This is a genomic window from Blautia sp. LMAG:89, from assembly GCF_008679485.1.
Taxonomy (GTDB): Bacteria; Bacillota; Clostridia; order Lachnospirales; family Lachnospiraceae; genus Blautia_A; species Blautia_A fusiformis.
In genome coordinates this window covers 342,445-364,690 of sequence record NZ_NANC01000004.1, presented here as the reverse complement: position 1 = coordinate 364,690, position 22,246 = coordinate 342,445, and the positions used below count along the sequence as shown (strand labels likewise).

Here is a 22,246-nt window from a genome sequence, read left to right as displayed (position 1 = left end):
AAGAGAGGTAAATGTTAAGATGGCAAAAATCGATTTAACAAAGTATGGTATTACCGGAACAACTGAGATCGTGTACAATCCTTCCTACGAGACATTATTTGAGGAAGAGACCAAACCGGAGCTTGAAGGATTTGAGAAGGGTCAGGTCAGTGAGCTTGGTGCTGTCAATGTAATGACAGGTATCTACACAGGACGTTCTCCTAAAGACAAATATATCGTTATGGATGAGAACTCCAAGGACACAGTTTGGTGGACATCCGATGAGTACAAGAACGATAACCATCCGGCAACTCAGGAAGCATGGAATGCAGTTAAAGATCTTGCCAAGAAGGAGCTTTCCAACAAGAAACTTTTCGTAGTAGATGCATTCTGCGGAGCTAACAAAGACACACGTATGGCTATCCGTTTCATCGTTGAGGTTGCATGGCAGGCACACTTCGTAACAAACATGTTCATTCAGCCGACAGCTGAGGAGCTTGAGAACTTTGAGCCGGATTTCGTTGTTTACAACGCATCCAAGGCTAAAGTTGAGAACTACAAAGAATTAGGACTGAACTCTGAGACAGCTGTAATGTTCAACATTACAAGCCGTGAGCAGGTTATCGTTAATACATGGTACGGCGGAGAGATGAAGAAAGGTATGTTCTCCATGATGAACTACTATCTGCCGCTGAAGGGCATCGCTTCCATGCACTGCTCTGCAAACACAGACCTTAACGGAGAGAACACAGCAATCTTCTTCGGTCTTTCCGGAACAGGTAAGACAACACTTTCCACAGATCCTAAGCGTCTTCTGATCGGTGATGACGAGCATGGCTGGGATGACAACGGAGTATTCAACTTCGAGGGTGGATGCTACGCTAAGGTTATCAACCTTGACAAAGAGTCTGAGCCGGACATCTACAATGCGATCAAGAGAAACGCTCTTCTTGAGAACGTAACACTTGATGCTGAGGGCAAGATCGACTTCGCTGACAAGAGCGTAACAGAGAACACACGTGTTTCTTACCCGATCAACCACATCGAGAACATTGTTCGCCCTGTATCTTCTGCACCGGCAGCGAAAGAGGTTATCTTCCTGTCCGCAGATGCATTCGGCGTACTTCCTCCAGTATCTATCCTGACACCGGAGCAGACACAGTACTACTTCCTTTCCGGATTCACAGCTAAACTTGCTGGTACAGAGCGTGGAATCACAGAGCCTACTCCTACATTCTCCGCATGCTTCGGACAGGCATTCCTTGAGCTTCATCCGACAAAATATGCTGAGGAGCTCGTTAAGAGAATGGAGAAGAGCGGTGCGAAAGCATACCTCGTTAACACAGGATGGAATGGAACTGGAAAACGTATCTCCATCAAAGATACTCGTGGTATCATCGATGCTATCCTTGACGGATCTATCCTTAAAGCTCCGACAAAGAAGATCCCATTCTTCAACTTCGAGGTTCCGACAGAGCTTCCGGGTGTAGATCCTGCAATCCTTGACCCACGTGACACATATGCAGATGCTGCAGAGTGGGAGACAAAGGCTAAAGATCTTGCTGCAAGATTTGTTAAGAACTTTGCTAAATATGAAGGAAATGCAGCTGGTAAAGCACTCGTTGCAGCCGGCCCGCAGGCATAATCAGTCATTCCAACTGAATACAGATCGTAGACTTAACCGGGAGCGGATTTATCCGCTCCCGGTTTTTGGACAAACAACTGAGGATCTATTATTTGATATAGAACTGTGCAGTGCGAAGCATGTTTCCAGACATGGAATAAACAGAAAGTTGAAGATATCTACCTGTAAAATAAAAAACTTTGGCTTGACTAACAAAGGGCATATGGTGTATCCTTTCTGAGAAGTTAAGCGGGAGACCCGTAAGACTGCAAAAATTCTCTTTGCACTGCATTACATTCGAACAGGATGCGAGATCAACAGTACAAACTGAGCAGGCGATGCTTTTCGGAATCGAAAATATTTATCCGAAGGCATGGGGCCGGGCCGCAGGAAGCGGCAGCGGATATGGATTTAAACGTAATTGCAAAGAACCTGCATTCACGGAATATGAGGTGAAGCAGAATGTGACTTTGCTTTCAGACATATCTGCGGGACAGTGTATGTTTCGCAGGTATGTCTTTTTTACTGCAAAATATGGATGGAACAGAAGGTAGAAGCTGGGATATCCTTATACAGAAAAGAAAGAACACCGGCGGAAAATCGCACTGCAGCGAGTAGTGAGGGAACCGCCGGTTTTTTCACGGAAAATGTTGTGCCATAAGAAGAACCTGATCATATATTTAAAAGGAGGTCCTGTTTATGGAACACACAGAAAACAAAACAATTATACATGATACAGAAAAAACAGCTTCATGGGAACAGCAGACAGCAATGAAGGTATCCGGGATCAGTATCCTGGTAAATCTTTTATTATCCGTATTTAAACTGGTTGCCGGTATTGTGGCACATTCAGGAGCGATGATCTCGGATGCCATTCATTCTGCATCAGATGTGGGAAGCACCTTCATCGTAATCATCGGTGTCCGTCTTTCTACAAAGAAATCAGACAAAGAGCACCAGTACGGACATGAAAGAATGGAGTGTGTTTCTTCCATTGTCCTTGCAGGAATGTTGCTTGTCACTGGTCTCGGGATCGGAATTACCGGTGCCCGTGATATTGTAAAAAGCACATCCGGCGGAACCATTGCCATTCCGGGAACACTTGCACTGATTGCAGCAGTGGTATCCATTGTGGTAAAAGAGTGGATGTTCTGGTATACAAGAGGTGCTGCAAAGAAGATCAATTCGGGAGCCCTGATGGCAGATGCATGGCACCATCGTTCAGATGCACTTTCCTCTATCGGAGCGTTTGTCGGTATTTTAGGAGCAAGACTGGGATACCCGATCCTGGATCCGATCGCCAGTATCGTGATCTGCGTTATGATCGCCAAGGCATCGATCGACATTTTCAGGGATGCCATTGACAAGATGGTAGATCATTCCTGTGATGCAAAAACTGAGGAATCCATGAAGAGAGAGATCCTCAAGGTACCGGGCGTCAGAAGAGTAGACCTTCTTAAAACCCGTCTTTTCGGATCCAAGATGTATGTGGATATCGAGATCGCAGCAGATGGAAGTATTTCCCTTTTTGATGCACATGATATTGCGGAAAATGTACATCATACGATCGAGAATAAATTCAAAGATGTAAAGCACTGTATGGTGCATGTAAATCCGATCAACGTATAAAAAAACAAGCTGCCGGAGCGACTGTGATCGTCATCCGGTGGCTTGTTTTTTGTATAGAGAAACACCCGGTAGGGGAGCTACCGGGTGTTTCGAGGGGAGTATAAATAATTAAATAAGGGGTTATGTAAAAAAAATTTTTGAAGGGTAAATTCTTTTTACAAGAATGATTATAATATAAACTGGAAAAAAAAGCAATATGATTTTGGCGAATAATCTCCAAACTTTTTGGGATACTATTTCCTGTAATAAAAAGCGGCAGAAAGCTTCGGAAAGCCGTAAAATCAACTTCATCAGGAGGTAATTCAAATGGCGAAAAATTACGAAACAGACAGAAATGAGTCTAATTATGCAGGAAAAAATCACGGGGAAAGTGCTTCCAGAAACTGCGGAAAAAACAGCTCTAAGAACAGTGCGGGAAATTCTTCCAGAAACAGTTCCAAAAGCAGCTACGGAAACAAAATTTCCGATGAATATGATTCTGAGAAGGACAGAGGCTCTGACAGATATTAAAGGATAAGAAAAGCGGGAAAAGTCAGAGATGGCTTTTCCCGCTTAAATACATATAAGGGAACATTCACCCGGAAGCTTCCATATAATATACCAAAAAGAGGAGATTTTTTCCATGTTTCAGATTGAAACTATCTCTGCAAAAATGCTGGATTATTATGTGGAGCGCAGTGACGCTGTTATCATAGATCTCCGGGATCCTGCCGCATACAGAAGGGGACATGTCCGGAACGCGGCAAATATTCCATACAGAGAGCTGGAGGAATATCTTGAAAAAAAACAGGATCAGAAATACCGTTTTCCCAAAGATAAACTGCTGATACTTTACTGCGATCGCGGTGGTGCCAGCATGCAGGCTGCCCGAAGCTTGGCAAGACAGGGCTGCCGTACCAGATCCGTGATCGGTGGATTTGCCGCCTACAGAGGGAGAAATCTTGTGCGCGGATAAAACAACAAATCTTGTATTTTAAAGTAAATCATGATAATGTAAAGAACAGAGATAAAAACCAACACAAATTACAAGGAGAAAAGATTATGAAATATATGTTTGCATCCGATGTACATGGTTCGGCATATTACTGCCGGAAAATGCTGGAAGCATATGACGCGGAGAAGGCGGAGAGACTGGTGCTTCTGGGAGATCTGCTTTATCACGGACCAAGAAATGACCTTCCGAAGGAATACGCACCAAAGGAAGTCATCCGCCTTTTAAATGAGAGAAAAAATCAGATCTATGCAGTACGCGGAAACTGTGAGGCAGAGGTGGATCAGATGGTCCTGGACTTCCCGGTTATGGCAGATTACTGTATCCTTGCCATCGAAGGAAAAACGATGTACGCCACACATGGTCATATCTATAATAAGGATAATCTTCCGCCGATGATGGACGGAGACATTCTGATCCACGGTCATACACATGTGCTGAAGGCAGAAAATATGGGGAATTATATCCTTCTGAACCCAGGTTCCGTATCCATTCCAAAGGAAGGTAACCCGCCGACCTATGCAATCCTTGAGAACGGAATTTTTACCATTAAAGATTTTGAAGGAAATACAGTACGGGAGATCACTTTATGAATCTGTGGGAATTAACGGCGCCCTGTCATTTTGGAACAGAGGCGGTGCTGAAGCGTGAAATACTGGATCTTGGCTATGAAGTGACCAGGGTGGAAGACGGAAGAGTAACCTTTGAGGCTGATGCCCAGGGTGTGGCAGACGCCAATCTGTTCCTTCGTACCACAGAACGTGTGCTTCTGAAAGTAGGCGAAGTAAAGGCCGAGACTTTTGATGAGCTTTTTGAAAAGACCAAGGCCCTCCCATGGGAGAATTACATACCGAAAAACGGTAAATTCTGGGTAGCCAAGGCAAACTCCATCAAAAGTAAGCTTTTCAGTCCATCTGATATCCAGTCCATTATGAAAAAAGCCATTGTAGAGCGTCTCAAAGGCATCTACGGGATTTCCTGGTTTCCGGAAGATGGTCCGGAATTTCCTATCCGTGTGGCCTTTATGAAAGACGTAGCTCTGATCGGAATCGACACTTCAGGAGTATCCCTCCATAAGAGAGGGTATCGCCAGATGACTGTCAAGGCACCTATCACCGAGACTCTTGCCAGCGCTCTTTTGATGCTCACTCCCTGGAAAAAGGACCGTATTCTTGTCGATCCGTTCTGCGGAAGCGGAACCTTTCCCATTGAGGCGGCAATGATGGCAGCGGATATGGCGCCGGGACTGAACCGTCATTTTCTGGCCGAGAGCTGGGAGCATCTGATCCCGAAGGAATGCTGGGAGGATGCAAGAGAAGAAGCCAGAGAACGTGTAAATCTTGATATTGAAACCGATATCCAGGGCTTTGATATCGATGCAGCTGCCATCAAGGCAGCACGCGCCAACGCAAAAATGGCAGGAGTGGACAGACTGATCCATTTCCAGCAGCGCCCGGTCAGTGAACTCCGCCATTCCAAACCCTTTGGTTTTATCGTGACAAATCCGCCATATGGTGAGCGGATCGAAGAAAAATCCAATCTCCCTGCACTGTACCGTGAGATCGGTGAAAGCTATAAGGGGCTGGATCGCTGGTCCATGTATCTGATCACTGCCTATGACAAGGCAGAGAATGATATCGGCCGAAAGGCAGATAAAAACCGTAAGATCTATAACGGAATGATGAAAACCTACTATTACCAGTTTCTTGGACCACGTCCGCCGAAGAAAGGAAGTATTAAAGAATGAAAAAGATCATTTTTGCTACCGGAAATGAGGATAAAATGAAGGAGATCCGAAGGATACTTGCGGATCCTTCTCTGGAGATCCTTTCCCTGAAGGATGCCGGGATCCATGCGGATATTGATGAAAATGGAAAAAGCTTTGAAGAAAATGCCATGATCAAGGCAGAAGCAATCAGTAAAATGACCGGCGAGATCGTTCTGGCAGATGATTCCGGTCTGGAGATCGACTATCTGAACAAAGAGCCGGGAATCTATTCCGCACGCTATATGGGTGAGGATACTTCTTATCATATTAAAAACGCAAACCTGATCCAGCGTCTGGAAGGTGTACCCGATGAGAAACGTACTGCACGTTTTGTATGTGCTATTGCGGCAGTTTTCCCGGATGGCAGAAGAAAGACAGTCCGTGCTGCCATGGAAGGCCGCATCGGCTACGAGGAAAAAGGGGAGAATGGCTTTGGCTATGACCCGATCTTTTATCTTCCGGAATATGGCTGTACTTCCGCAGAGCTTTCCATGGAAGAAAAGAACAGGATCAGCCATCGTGGAAAAGCTCTTTGCCTTATAAAGGAAGAGCTTGTATGAAGGTGCTGATCGTAAGCGATACTCACGGAAGAGATGAAAACCTGGAGATCGCGATAAATCGGGAGGCTCCTTTTGACATGCTGGTACATTGTGGAGATGTGGAAGGCAGAGAATTTTATATCGAAGCCCTTGCAGAATGTCCCTGCAGTATTGTGTCCGGAAATAATGATTTTTTCTCGGATCTTCCGAGAGAAGATGTGATCGAGGTCGAGGGAAATAAGATCCTGGTAACTCACGGTCATTACTACGGTGTATCCATGGCCTTTGATCAGCTGGCAGAAGCTGCCCGCTCAAGGGGATGCAATGCAGCTTTTTTCGGACATATCCACGTACCGGTTGTTGAAAAGGAAGCAGGTGTGCTTCTGGTAAATCCCGGAAGTCTGGCTTATCCCAGACAACGGGGACGCCGTCCAAGCTATGCAGTAATGGAGACAGATGGAAAGGGCGAAATGCACGTAGAGATTCGTTACCTCTGATTCCGGCAGAAAAAACAAATAAACTGTCATAATTGATAAAATTTGTGCCAATATTCAGCATATATTAGTCAAAAACGATTGCGAAAGTCAGCTATGTGCTATATAATGAACAAGTAGTTGTTTTCTAGTAATATAGAGCATTCTTTAGGGTACTGACCATGAATGGGTCTCGTTCCTGAGAATGCAGCAGAGCGGAATGAGAAGGTCCGCTTTACATAAATGAAGGGGGAAAATACGCATGACTGCGGTTATTATAGGGAGTATCGGCTTTTTATGCTGCTTCCTGTATGATCATAACAGTATCCGATTGAAAAAAAGCTTTCTTCATCCGTTTTTTAGCATAGGATGTTTCCTGATCGCAGTGTCAACAGGTCTGGTGATCCGGAGCTGCTGGCCGCGGCGGGGAAGTTCTTTTTTTATTTCTGCTGTTTTTCTGACAGCAGCGATCCTGTTTCTGGGACTGTTGATCTATACATTGTTTTTTGCGCTGCCCTTTGATGAGACATATGTCAAAGAAAATCATGAAAGGCTGGCCTATACAGGGGGTGTTTATGCACTCTGCCGACATCCTGGCGTTCTGTGGTTCGCCGGATTTTATTTTTGCCTGGCCGGATTTCTGGGATCCGGGAAGGCAATGGGGGCTTTTGGGGTCCTTATCGTGTGGAATATATTGTACATTTTTTACCAGGACAGGATCGTGTTTCCGGAAACATTCAGTAATTACGGAGCGTATCAGCAGACAACTCCCTTTCTGATCCCAGACCGAAACAGTACAGCTGCCTGCATAAAAACATGGCGAAAAGGGGGGAAAAGGCGGTGAGTCTTGGCGAAAAGCTTCGAAAACAGCAGTATGATGCTATCTGGAAAGAATATTGCGGATTTCTTGATCTGACAATGCAGGATTACATGAAGATCCAGAATCGCCTGATGGAAGAGCAGATCCAGCTCTGGTCAGACTGTGAACTGGGCAAAAGCATTCTGAAGGGCAGGAGACCATCCGGGATCGACGAGTTCCGTCGGCTGGTACCTCTTACCACTTATGAGGATTATGCGGATATGCTCCTCCAGAAGAGAAGTGAAACTCTTCCGGGGAATCCGATCATCTGGATACAGACGACCTGGGAAGGCGGACGCCATCCGATAAAGGTAGCACCATACACAAGAAGTATGCTGGATACCTACAGGAACAATGTAGTTGCCTGCCTCATATTGGCTACAAGCCGTGAAAAGGGCAAATTTGATGTGGAGGAAACAGACAAGATCCTTTACGGACTGGCACCGCTGCCTTTTGCTACCGGCCTTTTTCCACTGGCGCTGAAAGAGGACATCGACATCCGTTTTCTTCCGGAAGTGGAAGATGCGGTAAATATGAGCTTTGGTGAGCGGAATAAAGAGGGCTTCAAGATGGCCATGAAACAGGACGTGGAATTTTTCTTCGGACTTGGAAGTGTGGCCTATGCAGTAAGCCAGAGCCTCACCGGAAGCGTATCATCAGGAAAAAGCAAAATCTCCTTTTCGGAACTTCTGCAGTATAAACCAAAGATGCTGAAAAGGATCCTGAATGCCAAAAAGATCTGTAAGAAGGAGAAACGGGAGCTTCTTCCGAAAGACCTTTTTCACCTGAAGGGATTTATGGTGGCAGGAACCGACAACCAGTGCTATAAGGATGATCTGGAGGAAATGTGGGGAGTTCGGCCCATGGAGCTTTTTGCAGGAACGGAACCTTCCATTATAGGAACCGAGACCTGGACCAGGAACGGAATGTACTTTTTCCCGGATACCTGCTTTTATGAATTTATCACCGAAAAGGATATGCTCCATAATTATGAGGATCCCACGTTCACTCCTCCGACCTATCTTATGGATGAGGTTGTTCCCGGGGAGAAATATGAGCTTGTGATCACTGTGCTGAAGGGCGGAGCCTTTGCCAGGTACCGTGTGGGAGATATGTATCGGTGCGTGGGTCTTACCAACCAGGAGGACCGGACACAGATCCCAAGATTTGAGTACATAGACCGTGTTCCGTGGATCATTGATATCGCAGGCTTTACCAGGATTTCGGAAAATGGTATCAAAAGTGTGATCCAGCTGTCCGGGCAGCCGGTTACGGATTGGATCGCAGTGAAAGAATATAATGAGAAAAAACGCCCATATCTGCATCTTTATATAGAAGTAAAAAAAGAAGCGCTGATGTATCAGGCTATGAGCACGGATATTCTGAAAGAACTTCTGACCACGTATTTCAAATATATCGATCAGGATTACCGGGATCTGAAGAAAATCCTGGGAATGGATCCCCTTGTGGTGACCATCCTGCGCTGTGGTACCTTTCATCTGTATGAGTCCAGAAAAGGACGGAAACCACGGCATATGAGCACTCCTTATTATGAGGTGGCGGAACTTTTGAGACTGCAGGATGAGATCGGATTCGGGAATATGAGGAAGTAACTATGGAAAGCTATATATCATTTTCAATCATTTCAGTTTTTTTCTATACATTTATGATACTGACTCTTCTGGCTGGTAAGCGCAGCCGGATCATCAACAGTTTCATGTGTGTGCTGGGAGGAATGCTCTGCTGGACGCTGGGCTCTTTTCTGATGCGTATGGAAGCAGGACCCTCTTATATCCTGTGGTATTATGTGTCTCTGGCAGGAATCCTGTTTCTGCCATATTTTTACTATGTGTTCATCAGTGAATTCATGGGAGTGCGTATGGGCAGAAAAAGCAAGATCCCATTGCTTTTGATGCTGCTGCTTTTTGTGATCAACATCCCGGGCGGGATCATCCTGCGCTGGCCAGATCTGATCCGTAAAAACGGTGGTGCGCATTTTGTTTATAAGATCACACCCTGGTTCCTTCTGTTCTTTGTGGTAGCAGGGATCACCATTATCCAGATCTTTATTACCATGTACCGCGGATGCCGGAGACATCCCGGATACCGCAAACAGATCGAACCGATCCTTGTGGGGATACTGATCATTTTTGTGGGAAACCTTGCGCTGGCAGTGCCGGCATTTTCCGGATTCCCCATCGATATTGTCAGTGGTCTGATCAATGCTGTCCTGATGCTTTATGCACTGACCAGAAGACGGCTGTTCCAGATGCGCCGTCTTGCGTCAGATGGGGTTTGCTTTGGTGTGGGCGTGGTCCTGACGGTAGTACTGTTTATCAATCTTTCACCGTACCTGATGAGTTATATCCGAATGTTGCTCCCTGCAGCCAGTGAGTATCATGTGCTGATCTTTTCTTTCGTTTTTCTCATATCTGCATGGCTGGTCACAGTGCTGTGGAAATGTCTGATGAACAATGTTTTTATCAAAAAAGAGATCCAGCAGTCTCAGGAGCTGAAAGATTTCAGCCAGTCAGTATCCAGGACACTCCGGGTAGGAGAGATCCTGCGCAATACGGTAAATGTGCTGAAGGAAACTACCAATGCAGGACGGATCTATATTTGTCTGAGAGACAAAAAATCAGGGGAATATCAGGCTGTTTACAGCAACCGTCCGTTGAACGATCTGACCTTTTCGCTGAAAGCGGATAATCCGGTGGTCACCTGGCTTACCAGAAATGAGGACTGTGTGGTGATCCGGGATTTTCGTTCTTCCACAGCCTACAAATCCATGTGGGAGTCGGAGAAACATATGTTTTCAGAGCTGGGTATCGAATACTGTGCAGGTCTTCGACAAAATGATGATCTGGCCGGGATCATTGCGATTTCCGGTGACGGACACAGGAATCTGAACCATAATGACCTTGCCATGCTGTCTTCGGTCAGCTCAGTAGCTTCCATTGCCATCAAAAATGCCAGACTTTATGAGGCGGCATGGACTGAGGCAAGGACCGATGAACTGACGGGCCTTCTGAACCGGAAATATTTTTATGAGATCCTGGATGAGGAATACGAAAAAAATAAAGAGGGTTCGTTTGCACTGATCCTGTTCAATATTGATGATTTCAAGCTGTACAATCAGCTGTACGGAAATCAGCAGGGAGATGTTGCACTTCGAAAGGTGGCAGATATCATCCAGGCAAGTGTGGGAGAACAGGGATATGTGGCACGTCACAGTGCCAAGGAATTTGCGGTCCTGATGCCAAATTACGATGTTTTTTCCGCCAGAAATCTGGCAGAATCCATACAGAAGCAGATCCTGCATATGCGCAACGATTCTGCAGACTACAAGCTGAAGATCCTTACGGTAAGCGTGGGGATCAGTGCGGCGCCTTATGCGGCACGCTCAGCAAAGGAGCTCTTGGATAATGCGGACCTGGCAGTATATCATGTAAAGCGCAGCGGTAAAAACGGCATCGAGATTTTTGACACCATGCTGAAGGAAAGCCTGGATGAAGAAAATGCGGGTAAGAAATCCGATCATGAACATATTTATCAGTCCTATGAATCCACGATCTATGCGCTGACTGCAGCCATTGATACCAAAGATCATTATACCTTCGGACATTCCAACAATGTGGCTTATTACGCAACAAGTCTTGCGAAGGCGCTGAACTATACAACGGAAATGGTGGAGATCATCCGTCAGGCGGCGCTTCTTCATGATGTTGGAAAGATCGGGATCCCGGAGCATATCCTGAATAAAGAAGGCAAGCTTACGGATGAAGAGTATGAGATCATGAAAGGTCATGTGGAAGCGTCCATCGGGATCATCCGTCACCTTCCGTCGCTGGATTATGTTATCCCTGCGGTTATTGGTCATCACGAACGTTATGACGGAAACGGCTATCCAAGGAGGATCGCGGGAGAAGATATCCCGGCATCTGCAAGGATCCTCTGCATCGCAGATTCCTTTGATGCCATGACATCCAAACGTTGTTATAAAGAACTGATGCCAGTGGAAAAAGCTCTTCGGATCATAAGAGAAGAGGAAGGAAAACAGTTCGATCCGGATATGGCGGAGGTATTTATCCACATATTTCGGGAAGGAAAGATCCATCTGGCAGAACCGGCGGAGCTGAAACGGGAAGAAAAAGCATAAAGAATATTAAGATTACGGGTCTGACAAGCTATGTCAGACCCGTTTTTGTGAAGAATATGAAGAAAGCTTTATTTATCATCTCCGGTAAGGCGAAGTACATCCCGGATCTCATCCACATTCATATCCAGGATCACGGCAAGCTCATCAATGGTGAATTTGGTGGCGTCATCATCGTCTGTGAGTTCTTTAACCGCAGCCTCCAGGTTTTCTACCTTGGATACCAGATAGTCGTCACGGAATTTCTGCTGTGTCTGTTCCTCAATGGCATGGAGGATCCCACTGCGGATACGACCACGCATCCAGGTATCGTTTTTCTCCTGTGGGGCAGTCTCTTTGAGAGACGCCAGAAGGGCCAGATTTGCCTCCTGAATGAGATCGGCCAGGTGGATTTCCTCACAGTTCAGTTCAGCGGCCATCTGGGCTGCCTGAGCCATGTAGAACTGTGTCAGTGCACCTTCGGCAGCAGTGTCGCCCTTTGCAAAGGCTTGAAAGAGGGACGCGAGATCATCCGGATCAAGTCCTTCCGGGGAAAAGCTTTCCATATAGTCACTGAGATAAGCCTGTTCTTCGGCAGTAAGAGCAGCACGGGTACCCGGAAGCTCTTCCTTGTCGCTGGATTCGGATGAAACAGCATCTGCTCTAGCAGCACCGGTGCCTTCATCGGCGCCTTCGATGGTGATCCCTTTTAATTTGAGATACTGCAGGATCTTTACAAGCTGTGAAGTGCTTAGATCCGATTCATCGAAATGGTTACGGATCTGCTGCTGTGAGAGCTGCTTATTGTTTTCCTCAGCGATGGCACAGATGTCATTAAGCTTCTGCTGAAATAATTTTATATCCATGTAAAAACATCTCCTTATTATTTGCTTTTTTTTCTTGACTTTAATTATGGTTTCATGATACCATAAGCCAGTCGCAAATGACAAGAAAACCTTTAAATAGGCGGAAAAAACGTGAAAAAAAGTTTTTTTAAAAAAATTCAAAAAAGGTGTTGACATTTGTAGATTGCTATAATATAATATCACTTGTCGTCAGGCAGGAAACGAAACACAAACGAAGACGACAACAACTTAATAAAAACCATAAGTAAATGGTACATCGGGGTGTGGCTCAGTTTGGCTAGAGCGCCTGGTTTGGGACCAGGAGGCCGCAGGTTCGAATCCTGTCACCCCGACTGCTGTAAACTTATTACCGCAAGCATGCGGGTGTAGTTCAATGGTAGAACACCAGCCTTCCAAGCTGGATACGTGGGTTCGATTCCCATCACCCGCTTCTCTGAGAAGAGAGCATGTGTCTGTAGCTCAGCTGGATAGAGCAACGGCCTTCTAAGCCGTGGGTCGGGGGTTCGAATCCCTTCAGGCACGTTGTGGTGGGTATAGCGCAGTTGGTTAGCGCGCCAGATTGTGGCTCTGGAGGCCCAGGGTTCGAATCCCTGTATCCACCCTTCGCCCATTGGGCTATCGCCAAGCGGTAAGGCACAGCACTTTGACTGCTGCATTCGCTGGTTCGAATCCAGCTAGCCCAGTCCTTTTTATGGGGTATTAGCTCAGTCGGTAGAGCACTTGACTTTTAATCAAGTTGTCCGGGGTTCGAATCCCCGATGCCTCATTAGCGGAAAGCATTTGCTTTCCGTTATTTTTTTATCATCAGACAGGATGATAATATAATTGAATATGCGGATATGGCGGAATTGGCAGACGCGCTGGTTTTAGGTACCAGTGGGCAACCGTGCAGGTTCAAGTCCTGTTATCCGCAGTGATCAAGAGGCTTTCTATAAATCTGATTTATGGAAAGTCTTTTAATTTTTAGAATTATATTCACAGAAAAATGCCACATATGCATAATGATATGTGGCATTTTGACTCTATCGAATTTCTTAAATGACGTTACAGTTTCTCCCCTTCATTCACTTCCTCAATAAACACCTTCCCTTCCGCCTGCTGTTCCGCAAAATGAAATCGCAGTACAGCCTGAGGCCAGTTGAGTGTGATGATGGCTTTTTTGTCCCGTGTCTTTCCTGCGGCCTGGATCTGATCTACAAGGTCTGCGAGGACTTCGCGGGTGAGATATCCGCCTCGCCAGTGAAAGGTGAATTCGCGGTCTTTTTTTGCGGCCTGGAGGGCACGTTTGTATACGTCTTCCAATTTGGTGAAGGACAGCTTTTTCTCGCGGTAATAAAAGTGGTTTCCATCCGGGCAGCGAGGTGCCGGAGCGATCAGTGGTTCATGGTCACGGAAGATGTTTTTGTCATCCAGATTAAAATAATCGTAACGGATACTGGTTGAGCCGTCTTCGTTTTTGCCCAAAGTATTATCGAAGGTGGCATCCAGATGATAGTACTGTCCGTTGATCCGGACAATGTTCCAGGTATGACGGTATTTGATCCCTTTTTCCGGATTGTTCCCACAGATGGCGATAATACACCACACACCGAGAGTATCACAGAGGACCTTTACAGATTTGGCAATTCCCTCGCAGACACCGACACCATGGCCCAGAGGCCCGATGATCTCGTGGGAATATGGCTTTTTCAGCTTGTCGTAGCGGATATTTTCGCAGATGAAGTCATGGACATATTTTTCCTTATCCCACTCGGAAAACTTCATGGCGGTGCGCACAAGCTTGTCTACGCGGGCTCCCAGGGCTTTCTGTTGCTCCCGGATTTTATTTTTGTCGAAGATATATTCAGGAATCAGTATCAGATTTGGCGAGTCCTTGTAATAACGGTATTTAAACCCCACAGCCCAGAAAATCTCCGGGTGATCCAGACGAAGCTGGAAAAATACATCATAGAGCCAGTTTCCATCGGTGGTTGGTACCTGCGGGATCAGGAACTCGTCGGAAAGCTCCATAAGCCCGTGAAGCATTGCACGGTACACGTTTTGTTTATCTTTCGACATTTTGCCGTAGTAATATTCTTCAGTTTGTTTCATATATAAAAATACGGAGACTCCTTTCCGCAAAAATAGATTTCAATCAAAGATTATAGCATAAAAAAACATGCAGGACTATCAGAAAAGATACACCCTGCATGTTTTTGGTATTGAATATTTTAGATCGAAAATAACTGTGAGCCTGGATCAGCCGTTATACAGCTGATAATACCGGCCCTTCTGTGCAAGCAGCTCCTCGTGGGAACCACGCTCGATGATGTGTCCTTGCTCCAGGACCATGATGCAGTCACTGTTGCGTACTGTGGAAAGTCTGTGGGCGATCACAAAGGTCGTCCTGCCTTCCATCAGCTTATCCATACCATCCTGTACAAGCTTTTCGGTACGGGTATCAATGGAGCTGGTGGCCTCGTCCAGGATTAGGACGGGTGGGTCTGCGACGGCTGCACGGGCAATGGAGAGAAGCTGTCGCTGGCCCTGACTTAAGTTTGCACCGTTTCCGCGGAGAAGGGTATTATAACCCTGCGGAAGCCTGCGGATGAAACCGTCGGCGTTGGCAAGCTTTGCTGCTGCGATAACCTCCTCATCTGTGGCATCCAGCTTTCCGTAGCGGATATTTTCCATAACGGTTGCTGTGAACAGGTTGGTATCCTGAAGAACGATGCCCATGGAGCGTCTGAGATCATCTTTTTTGATCTTGGTGATGTTGATGCCGTCATAACGGATCTTACCCTTCTGAATGTCGTAAAAACGGTTCAGAAGATTGGTGATGGTGGTTTTTCCGGCGCCGGTAGAGCCTACAAAAGCGATCTTCTGGCCTGGCTGTGCATACATGTTGATGTCATGGAGAACGATCTTGTTGGAATTATAACCAAAGTCTACATCCTCCAGGACCATATCACCCTTCAGCTCGATATAATCAGTGGTACCCTCAGCTTTGTGGAAATGCTTCCATGCCCAGCGGCCGGTACGTTTGTCGGATTCGGTAAGAACACCGTTTTCCTCTTTTGCATTGACGAGAGTAACGTAGCCTTCATCCACTTCCGGTTTTTCATCCAGAAGATCAAAGATACGTTTTGCACCTGCAAGAGCCATAACAATACTGTTGAACTGCTGGCTGACCTGGTTGATAGGCATGTTGAAGCTCTTATTGAAGGTCAGGAAGCTGGCAAGCCCGCCAAGTGTGAAGCTGCCGATGCCGTTGATAGCAAGGATACCGCCCACCATGGCGCAGATCACATAGCTGACATTTCCAAGCTGTGCGACCACAGGCATCAGGATGTTGGCAAAACGGTTTGCATTGTCTGCGCTGGTGAAAAGCTGGTCGTTCAGTTCATCGAATTTCCGGATGCTTTCGTCCTCATGGCAGAAGACCTTGACAACCTTCTGACCCTCCATCATCTCTTCGATATAACCATTGACAATACCAAGGTTGGTCTGCTGCTCCAGGAAATATTTTCCGCTTAAGCCTGCAAGCTTCCGGCTGGCAGTCATCATAATGGCAACCATAAGCAGGGTAACTACAGTAAGCGGAACATTCAGGATCAGCATACTTACAAGAACACTGACGATGGTGATCACACTGGAAAGCAGCTGCGGAAAGCTCTGGCTGATCATCTGGCGCAGGGTATCAATGTCGTTGGTGTAGATGGACATGATATCGCCGTGTGCGTGAGTGTCAAAATATTTGATGGGAAGCGTTTCCATCGTTGCAAACATATCGTTTCGGAGGTTACGTAAGGTTCCCTGGGAAACATTGATCATGATACGGTTATAAGTATAGGTGGCAATAACACCAATGGCGTAAAAGCATGCCACACGTGCGATGGCTGCAGCCAGAGGCCCGAAATCCGGTGTATCTGCTGAGAGAAGCGGTGTGATATACTGGTCGATCAGGGTTTTCATGAACATGGTTCCCTGTACATTGGCAAGAACACTGACAAAAATGCAGATCACCACGATCACGATATGGATACTGTAGTTTTTAAAGATATAACGGGCAAGGCGTCCCAGAAGCTTTCCCTGCTGCTCCGGTGTTCCCATACCCCTTGGGCCAGGACCGCCCGGGCCTTTCATGTTCTGTTTTTTCAAGCCGGCTCACCTCCCTCGTCAAAATCACCGGCGCCGCCGGTCTGTGAATGAAATACTTCCTGATAAATGGCGTTGGTCTTAAGAAGCTCCTCGTGGGTACCAAAACCGTTGATCTCACCGTTATCCATAACGATGATCCGGTCCGCGTTCTGGATGCTGGAAACACGCTGTGCGATGATCAGCTTGGTGGTATCCGGGATCTCCTCGGCAAAGGCACGGCGGATCCTTGCATCTGTGGCAGTATCTACCGCACTGGTGGAGTCATCCAGGATCAGTATCTTCGGCTTCTTCAGAAGAGCGCGGGCAATACAGAGACGCTGCTTCTGGCCTCCGGAAACATTGGAGCCGCCCTGTTCAATGAAGGTATTGTATTTGTCCGGCATTTTTTCGATGAAATCATCGGCACAGGCAAGCTGGCATGCGCGGCGGCATTCCTCCTCTGTGGCATTTTTGTCACCCCAGCGGAGATTTTCCAGAATGGTTCCTGAGAAGAGTACATTCTTCTGAAGAACAACGGAAACCTGATTTCTGAGAGATTCCAGATGGTATTTACGGACATCGATGCCTCCTACGGAAACAGAACCATCCGTTACGTCATAAAGACGGCTGATCAGGTTGACAAGGCTGGATTTTGCACTTCCGGTACCGCCGATGATCCCTATGGTCTCGCCGGAACGGATCGAGAGATTGATATCTTTCAGAACGGGTTCCTGACTGTCTTTCTTATAGCTGAAATTCACATGATCGAAGACGATACTTCCGTCCGGGACATCTGTTACCGGATCCTCCGGATCTGTGATGTCAGCAGTATCATTGATGACTTCCGTAACACGCTCTGCGCTGGCAATACTCATTGTTACCATAACAAAAACCATGGAAAGCATCATAAGGCTCATGAGAATGTTCATGCAGTAGGTGAGAAGGCTCATAAGCTCACCGGTAGTAAGGGAGCTGCCTACGATCATTTTGGCGCCGAGCCAGCTGATCCCCAGGATACAGGCATAAACGGTAAACTGCATCAGGGGCATGTTCATGACAACGATCTTCTCAGCACTTAAGAACATTTCGTATACTTTGTTGCAGGCTTTCTGGAATTTGCTGATCTCGTAGTCTTCGCGGACATAGGCCTTGACCACGCGTACAGCGCCGATGTTTTCCTGGACACTTGCGTTCAGGTCGTCATATTTACGGAATACGGCCTGAAAATATACCGTTGCTTTTCTCATGATAAAGATCAGACAGCCTCCCAGGAAGATAACAGCGACAAGGTAGATGCTTGCAAGCTTTGCATTGATAAGAAATGCCATGACCATGGCACAGATCAGACTGGCCGGTGCACGGGTACACATACGAAGGATCATCTGATAAGCGTTCTGCAGGTTGGTCACATCTGTGGTAAGACGGGTGATCAGGCCGGCAGTGCTGTATTTGTCGATGTTGGAAAAAGAAAAGGTCTGGATGTTGGTGTACATGGCTTTTCGGAGGTTTCTGGCAAAGCCTGTGGAGGCCAGTGCTCCGTATTTTCCTCCCATGACGCCGGACCAGAGTCCGCACAGGGCAAGAGCTACCATGACTGCACCCATCCGATAGATATGGCCGATATTTCCGGCTTCCACACCCTTATCAATGATGGAAGCCATGGCCAGGGGGATCAGAGTTTCAAAGAGAACTTCCAGGATCATGAAAAAAGGCGTGAGAAACGATGCCTTTTTAAACTCCCTGACCTGGGCCAGAAGGGTTTTGAGCATAAAAAATCTCCTTTCTTTACTGTTCAAAAGACAGCACTACTGGAAAGGATTCCGGGCTGCTATAGAACAGATATATTGTTCAGCTACTATTATCGGGGAAATTATTTTTAATGTCAAGATAAACATGTGCGAAATGCTTGACACAACATCCTTTAAGCGGTATATTAAAAGTTAATATTCGCCTGTAGAACAGGGAAAGAATGGGATTCAGGTCCCTTTAGAGGGTCTATATAGAGTTAAATTTTTGCAGGGAGGATTTTATATGGAGATCAGACAGTCAGCGGAGGATTATCTTGAATCAATTCTGGTTTTATCCAAAAAAGGAGGAGGAGTTCGTTCCATTGATATTGCGACCAGACTTGGTGTTTCCAAGCCAAGCGTCAGTCACGCAATGAAGCTTCTTCGTGAGGATGGTTATATTGCCATGGACCGTTACGGTACCGTGACACTTCTGGAGAAGGGGGCGGAGATCGCCAATCAGATTTATGAGCGTCACATTGTTCTTGCCAGGATGCTGGAAGGACTTGGGGTTTCGGCAGAGATTGCAATGGAGGATGCCTGCAAGATGGAGCATGACATCAGCCAGGAGAGCTTTGAGAAGATCAAGGCACATTATAATAACTTCGTTAAGAAGGAAGAAACAGCAGAATAAGAAACATGCAGACAGGCAGCCGGAAGGTAAAATACCAAACCGGCTGCCTGTTTTTTACTTATTTTTTTTCCGGCAGCTGTGCCAGGATGATGGCTGCAAACATGATGACACATCCAAGGAGCTCTTTTATGGTAAGCTTCTGATCCAGGAGCACCCAGCCTGCAAGCACGGAGATGCAGGATTCAAGAGAAAGGATCAGAGAAGCAACTGTGGGATTCACATTTTTCTGGCCTACGACCTGCAGGGTGTAGGCAACACCGCAGGACATCACGCCGGCATACAGGATCGGCAGCCATGCAGTGAGAATGGAAGAAATCTGCGGATGTTCCAGAATAAGTGCCGGGATCATGGACAGGATCCCGCAGACCAGAAACTGGATACAGGAAAGCTTTACACCGTCTGTCTTCGGAGAAAAATAGTCAATGACCAGAATGTGCAGGGAAAAGAGAAAAGCACATACCAGTACAAGAATGTCTCCGAGGCCAATGGAAAATCCGTCTGTGATGCAGAGAAGATAAAGTCCGACCAGTGCCATGGCAACGGCTGCCCATATAAAGGGGCTGCATTTCTTTTTCAGGAAAATTCCGATGATCGGGACGATGACAATGTAGCAGGCGGTGATGAAGCCGGCTTTTCCTACAGTTGTGTACTGGATACCGAACTGCTGGAAGCTGCTCGCAGCAAAAAGAGCGGATCCGCAGGCAGTGCCGCCCAGCCACAGGTCACGGCTGTTATATGGAGTGGCGGATACAGCTTTTTCTGAAAGTGTTGATGAGGATTCCGGTATTGCGGAGTCTGTGGCAGCAGAGGATTTATTTCCGGAACGGTTCAGGATAAAGAGCACCGGAACTAGGACAGCGGCACCGATCAGGGAACGGACGCCGTTGAAGGTGAAGGGGCCAACATATTCCATGCCTACACTCTGGGCAACGAAGGCGATTCCCCAGATCGTTGCGGCCAGAAGCAGGCAGAGAGAATTTTTCAGAGGCATTTTCTGTGAGTTCATGATAAAAAAACCTTTCGTTTATTAGATATTATGTGATCAAATCTGTTATAAGATCAAAGCAGTATATAACAAAAGACCCCGGGGAACTTATATAGCTTCCCGGGGCATTTTTATGATCTGTCGGAGCAATATCCGGCAAGATCAGTTCTGATTCTGGTTATTCTTAACTTCTGCAAGCTTCATGGCACGAACCTTCAGCGGCAGACCGAACAGAGTGATGAATCCGTCTGCATCATGGTGATCATACATATCACCGGTTGTGAAGGAAGCGAGAGACTCATTGTAAAGGCTGTACGGAGAGGTTGTACCATTCTTGATGATGTTTCCTTTGTAAAGCTTGAATTTAACCTCGCCGGTAACATATTTCTGAGTAGACTCAACAAATGCCTGGATAGCCTCACGGAGAGGTGTGTACCATTTTCCTTCGTAAACAACCTGTGCAAACTGGCTGCCAAGTTTTTTCTTGGCTTCCATTGTCTCACGATCAAGGATCAGTTCCTCAAGCTGGTCATGTGCTGCCATCAGGATCGTTCCGCCAGGAGTTTCATAAACGCCACGGGATTTCATACCAACAACACGGTTCTCAACAATATCAACGATACCGATGCCGTTCTCACCGCCAAGCTTGTTCAGCTCTGTGATGATCTCGGAAACCTTCATTGCTTTTCCGTTGAGTGTTTTCGGAACACCCTGCTCGAATGTCATGGTGATCTCAGTTTCTTTATCCGGGGCTTTCTCAGGTGTTACGCTTAATACAAGCATGTCGTCATAGTTCGGAGCCTGGGATGGATCCTCAAGCTCAAGTCCCTCATGGCTGATGTGCCAGAGGTTTCTGTCACGGCTGTAGCTGTGGCTTGCATCAAATGGAAGAGTGATGCCATGAGCCTTACAGAACTCGATCTCATCTTCACGGGACTGCATGGTCCACAGATCTGTCATACGCCATGGAGCAATGATCTTGATGTCCGGAGCGAGAGCCTTGATGCCAAGTTCGAAACGGATCTGGTCATTTCCTTTACCGGTAGCACCGTGGCAGATAGCAACGGCACCCTCTTTACGTGCGATCTCAACCAGCTTCTTTGCAATGACCGGACGAGCCATGGAAGTTCCGAGAAGATAGGAATGCTCGTATACAGCACCAGCCTCTACACACGGCATGATGAAATCATCGCAGAACTCATCGACGATATCCTCGATATATAATTTGGAAGCACCGGACATTTTTGCTCTCTCTTCAAGACCGTCCAGCTCGTTTCCCTGTCCGCAGTTTACACAGCAGCAGACAACGTCATAATCAAAGGTTTCTTTCAGCCACGGGATCAGGGCTGTGGTATCAAGACCACCGGAATACGCTAAAACAACTTTTTCTTTCATAATATATGTCCTCCTGGGATTTTTTTGATTTTGTATCGCTCCGGACATTTCCGGGACGGTGAATTTTTTTGCGTTATCTGGAAAAAATTATGCTGTTTTATAACTTTACCAGAGTGAATAAATATTCATGTACAACAAAACAAAATTTTCGGCTGTCCTGTCGACATGGCTTAATATACACCAGATTTTATAAATATGCAAGAGATAATTTGAAAAATATGAAAAAAATTTTGCATAAAAATGCATCGAAAAGTAGGCGATATTATAAGAAAATACAGGAAAAACAGAAAAGACCGTGAAAAATCAAAGAAAATGACTATTGCATAATATGCAGAGAAGATGTATAATCTATCCATTGATAAGATGGACATATGAGCTGGCAGTACAGACAGGTTTAAGATGTCCGTCTGACCTGTGCAGAAGGTTCAGATATCAGAAGACATAAAAAAGAAACATAAATAAA

At 46.3% G+C, this 22,246-nt stretch carries 18 protein-coding genes, 7 tRNA genes and 1 riboswitch; of the genes, 19 read left to right on the top strand and 6 right to left on the bottom strand.

What is annotated here, in order from left to right; all coding sequences use genetic code 11:
• The first annotated feature begins 19 nt into the window (after window positions 1–19).
• The 11 genes from pckA to CCC70_RS05695 all read left to right on the top strand — a co-directional run bounded on the left by pckA (window position 20) and on the right by CCC70_RS05695 (window position 12,021).
• Window positions 20–1,624: a phosphoenolpyruvate carboxykinase (ATP) gene (pckA, locus tag CCC70_RS05745; protein ID WP_015526024.1), complete on the top strand. Its 1,605-nt coding sequence runs from the start codon at window positions 20–22 to the stop codon at window positions 1,622–1,624.
• A 296-nt stretch (window positions 1,625–1,920) separates the two neighbouring features.
• Window positions 1,921–2,102, top strand: a riboswitch (NiCo riboswitch).
• 200 nt (window positions 2,103–2,302) lie between these two features.
• Window positions 2,303–3,232, top strand: a complete 930-nt coding sequence (locus tag CCC70_RS05740; RefSeq protein WP_118752802.1) for a cation diffusion facilitator family transporter — start codon at window positions 2,303–2,305, stop codon at window positions 3,230–3,232.
• 306 nt (window positions 3,233–3,538) lie between these two features.
• Window positions 3,539–3,742 carry a hypothetical protein gene (locus tag CCC70_RS05735; protein WP_118752801.1) on the top strand — a complete coding sequence of 68 codons (204 nt, stop codon included), beginning with the start codon at window positions 3,539–3,541 and terminating at the stop codon, window positions 3,740–3,742.
• Window positions 3,743–3,854: 112 nt separating this feature from the next.
• Window positions 3,855–4,187 (top strand): rhodanese-like domain-containing protein, encoded by a 333-nt coding sequence (locus tag CCC70_RS05730; protein WP_118513209.1) that lies wholly within the window; start codon window positions 3,855–3,857, stop codon window positions 4,185–4,187.
• 86 nt (window positions 4,188–4,273) lie between these two features.
• Window positions 4,274–4,816: a phosphodiesterase gene (gene yfcE, locus CCC70_RS05725; RefSeq protein WP_118752800.1), complete on the top strand. Its 543-nt coding sequence runs from the start codon at window positions 4,274–4,276 to the stop codon at window positions 4,814–4,816.
• On the top strand, window positions 4,813–5,970 hold the full coding sequence (locus CCC70_RS05720; protein ID WP_021650290.1) for a THUMP domain-containing class I SAM-dependent RNA methyltransferase: 1,158 nt from the start codon (window positions 4,813–4,815) through the stop codon (window positions 5,968–5,970). The genes yfcE and CCC70_RS05720 overlap by 4 nt, the downstream gene beginning before the upstream one ends.
• Complete coding sequence (locus CCC70_RS05715) at window positions 5,967–6,551, top strand: XTP/dITP diphosphatase (protein WP_015526017.1); 585 nt, start codon at window positions 5,967–5,969, stop codon at window positions 6,549–6,551. The genes CCC70_RS05720 and CCC70_RS05715 overlap by 4 nt, the downstream gene beginning before the upstream one ends.
• Entirely contained in the window at window positions 6,548–7,027 is a 480-nt protein-coding gene (locus CCC70_RS05710) for a metallophosphoesterase family protein (RefSeq protein ID WP_021650292.1), read from the top strand. The genes CCC70_RS05715 and CCC70_RS05710 overlap by 4 nt, the downstream gene beginning before the upstream one ends.
• Window positions 7,028–7,265: 238 nt before the next feature.
• Window positions 7,266–7,847, top strand: a complete 582-nt coding sequence (locus tag CCC70_RS05705) for a hypothetical protein (RefSeq protein WP_118752799.1) — start codon at window positions 7,266–7,268, stop codon at window positions 7,845–7,847.
• Window positions 7,844–9,475, top strand: coding sequence for a GH3 family domain-containing protein (locus tag CCC70_RS05700; protein WP_178818263.1), 1,632 nt, complete (start codon window positions 7,844–7,846; stop codon window positions 9,473–9,475). Before CCC70_RS05705 ends, CCC70_RS05700 begins: the two co-directional genes overlap by 4 nt.
• 2 nt (window positions 9,476–9,477) lie before the next feature.
• The gene (locus CCC70_RS05695) at window positions 9,478–12,021 is read left to right on the top strand and encodes a histidine kinase N-terminal 7TM domain-containing diguanylate cyclase/phosphohydrolase (protein ID WP_287084427.1); all 2,544 of its coding nucleotides are present in this window, start codon (window positions 9,478–9,480) and stop codon (window positions 12,019–12,021) included.
• A gap of 68 nt (window positions 12,022–12,089) precedes the next feature.
• On the opposite strand, the gene CCC70_RS05690 is transcribed toward CCC70_RS05695, so the two are convergent.
• On the bottom strand, window positions 12,090–12,863 hold the full coding sequence (locus CCC70_RS05690; RefSeq protein ID WP_118752796.1) for a hypothetical protein: 774 nt from the start codon (window positions 12,861–12,863) through the stop codon (window positions 12,090–12,092).
• A gap of 257 nt (window positions 12,864–13,120) precedes the next feature.
• On the opposite strand from CCC70_RS05690, the gene CCC70_RS05685 reads away from it, so the two are divergent.
• From CCC70_RS05685 to CCC70_RS05655, 7 genes are all read left to right on the top strand, one after another.
• Window positions 13,121–13,195 (top strand) — tRNA-Pro (locus CCC70_RS05685).
• 27 nt (window positions 13,196–13,222) lie between these two features.
• Window positions 13,223–13,293, top strand: a tRNA-Gly gene (locus tag CCC70_RS05680).
• 18 nt (window positions 13,294–13,311) lie between these two features.
• A tRNA-Arg gene (locus CCC70_RS05675) sits at window positions 13,312–13,385 on the top strand.
• Between the two features lie 5 nt (window positions 13,386–13,390).
• Window positions 13,391–13,464: transfer RNA gene (locus CCC70_RS05670), tRNA-His, on the top strand.
• A gap of 10 nt (window positions 13,465–13,474) precedes the next feature.
• Window positions 13,475–13,546: transfer RNA gene (locus tag CCC70_RS05665), tRNA-Gln, on the top strand.
• A 10-nt stretch (window positions 13,547–13,556) separates the two neighbouring features.
• Window positions 13,557–13,629 (top strand) — tRNA-Lys (locus CCC70_RS05660).
• A 67-nt stretch (window positions 13,630–13,696) separates the two neighbouring features.
• Window positions 13,697–13,776, top strand: a tRNA-Leu gene (locus CCC70_RS05655).
• A gap of 131 nt (window positions 13,777–13,907) precedes the next feature.
• On the opposite strand, the gene CCC70_RS05650 is transcribed toward CCC70_RS05655, so the two are convergent.
• The 3 genes from CCC70_RS05650 to CCC70_RS05640 form a co-directional block, all read right to left on the bottom strand.
• A complete protein-coding gene (locus CCC70_RS05650; protein ID WP_287084426.1) occupies window positions 13,908–14,954 on the bottom strand; it encodes a transglutaminase domain-containing protein in 1,047 nt (348 codons plus the stop codon).
• Window positions 14,955–15,101: 147 nt separating this feature from the next.
• Window positions 15,102–16,988 (bottom strand): ABC transporter ATP-binding protein, encoded by a 1,887-nt coding sequence (locus CCC70_RS05645; RefSeq protein WP_118752823.1) that lies wholly within the window; start codon window positions 16,986–16,988, stop codon window positions 15,102–15,104.
• A gap of 11 nt (window positions 16,989–16,999) precedes the next feature.
• The gene (locus tag CCC70_RS05640; RefSeq protein ID WP_118368619.1) at window positions 17,000–18,751 is read right to left on the bottom strand and encodes an ABC transporter ATP-binding protein; all 1,752 of its coding nucleotides are present in this window, start codon (window positions 18,749–18,751) and stop codon (window positions 17,000–17,002) included.
• A 262-nt stretch (window positions 18,752–19,013) separates the two neighbouring features.
• Here CCC70_RS05640 and CCC70_RS05635 point away from each other — a divergent pair, with 262 nt between their 5' ends.
• Entirely contained in the window at window positions 19,014–19,403 is a 390-nt protein-coding gene (locus tag CCC70_RS05635) for a metal-dependent transcriptional regulator (RefSeq protein WP_118752794.1), read from the top strand.
• A gap of 58 nt (window positions 19,404–19,461) precedes the next feature.
• On the opposite strand, the gene CCC70_RS05630 is transcribed toward CCC70_RS05635, so the two are convergent.
• Complete coding sequence (locus tag CCC70_RS05630; protein ID WP_442859722.1) at window positions 19,462–20,394, bottom strand: DMT family transporter; 933 nt, start codon at window positions 20,392–20,394, stop codon at window positions 19,462–19,464.
• A 156-nt stretch (window positions 20,395–20,550) separates the two neighbouring features.
• Window positions 20,551–21,783 (bottom strand): argininosuccinate synthase, encoded by a 1,233-nt coding sequence (locus CCC70_RS05625; protein WP_015526007.1) that lies wholly within the window; start codon window positions 21,781–21,783, stop codon window positions 20,551–20,553.
• Window positions 21,784–22,246: the final 463 nt, after the last annotated feature.

Bases quoted from the DNA above. Each gene is read 5' to 3' on its own strand.
- pckA (WP_015526024.1), top strand. From the start codon at position 20: ATGGCAAAAATCGATTTAACAAAGTATGGTATTACCGGAACAACTGAG.
- CCC70_RS05740 (WP_118752802.1), top strand. From the start codon at position 2,303: ATGGAACACACAGAAAACAAAACAATTATACATGATACAGAAAAAACA.
- CCC70_RS05735 (WP_118752801.1), top strand. From the start codon at position 3,539: ATGGCGAAAAATTACGAAACAGACAGAAATGAGTCTAATTATGCAGGA.
- CCC70_RS05730 (WP_118513209.1), top strand. From the start codon at position 3,855: ATGTTTCAGATTGAAACTATCTCTGCAAAAATGCTGGATTATTATGTG.
- yfcE (WP_118752800.1), top strand. From the start codon at position 4,274: ATGAAATATATGTTTGCATCCGATGTACATGGTTCGGCATATTACTGC.
- CCC70_RS05720 (WP_021650290.1), top strand. From the start codon at position 4,813: ATGAATCTGTGGGAATTAACGGCGCCCTGTCATTTTGGAACAGAGGCG.
- CCC70_RS05715 (WP_015526017.1), top strand. From the start codon at position 5,967: ATGAAAAAGATCATTTTTGCTACCGGAAATGAGGATAAAATGAAGGAG.
- CCC70_RS05710 (WP_021650292.1), top strand. From the start codon at position 6,548: ATGAAGGTGCTGATCGTAAGCGATACTCACGGAAGAGATGAAAACCTG.
- CCC70_RS05705 (WP_118752799.1), top strand. From the start codon at position 7,266: ATGACTGCGGTTATTATAGGGAGTATCGGCTTTTTATGCTGCTTCCTG.
- CCC70_RS05695 (WP_287084427.1), top strand. From the start codon at position 9,478: ATGGAAAGCTATATATCATTTTCAATCATTTCAGTTTTTTTCTATACA.
- CCC70_RS05690 (WP_118752796.1), bottom strand. From the start codon at position 12,863: ATGGATATAAAATTATTTCAGCAGAAGCTTAATGACATCTGTGCCATC.
- CCC70_RS05650 (WP_287084426.1), bottom strand. From the start codon at position 14,954: ATGAAACAAACTGAAGAATATTACTACGGCAAAATGTCGAAAGATAAA.
- CCC70_RS05645 (WP_118752823.1), bottom strand. From the start codon at position 16,988: ATGAAAGGCCCGGGCGGTCCTGGCCCAAGGGGTATGGGAACACCGGAG.
- CCC70_RS05640 (WP_118368619.1), bottom strand. From the start codon at position 18,751: ATGCTCAAAACCCTTCTGGCCCAGGTCAGGGAGTTTAAAAAGGCATCG.
- CCC70_RS05635 (WP_118752794.1), top strand. From the start codon at position 19,014: ATGGAGATCAGACAGTCAGCGGAGGATTATCTTGAATCAATTCTGGTT.
- CCC70_RS05630 (WP_442859722.1), bottom strand. From the start codon at position 20,394: ATGCCTCTGAAAAATTCTCTCTGCCTGCTTCTGGCCGCAACGATCTGG.
- CCC70_RS05625 (WP_015526007.1), bottom strand. From the start codon at position 21,783: ATGAAAGAAAAAGTTGTTTTAGCGTATTCCGGTGGTCTTGATACCACA.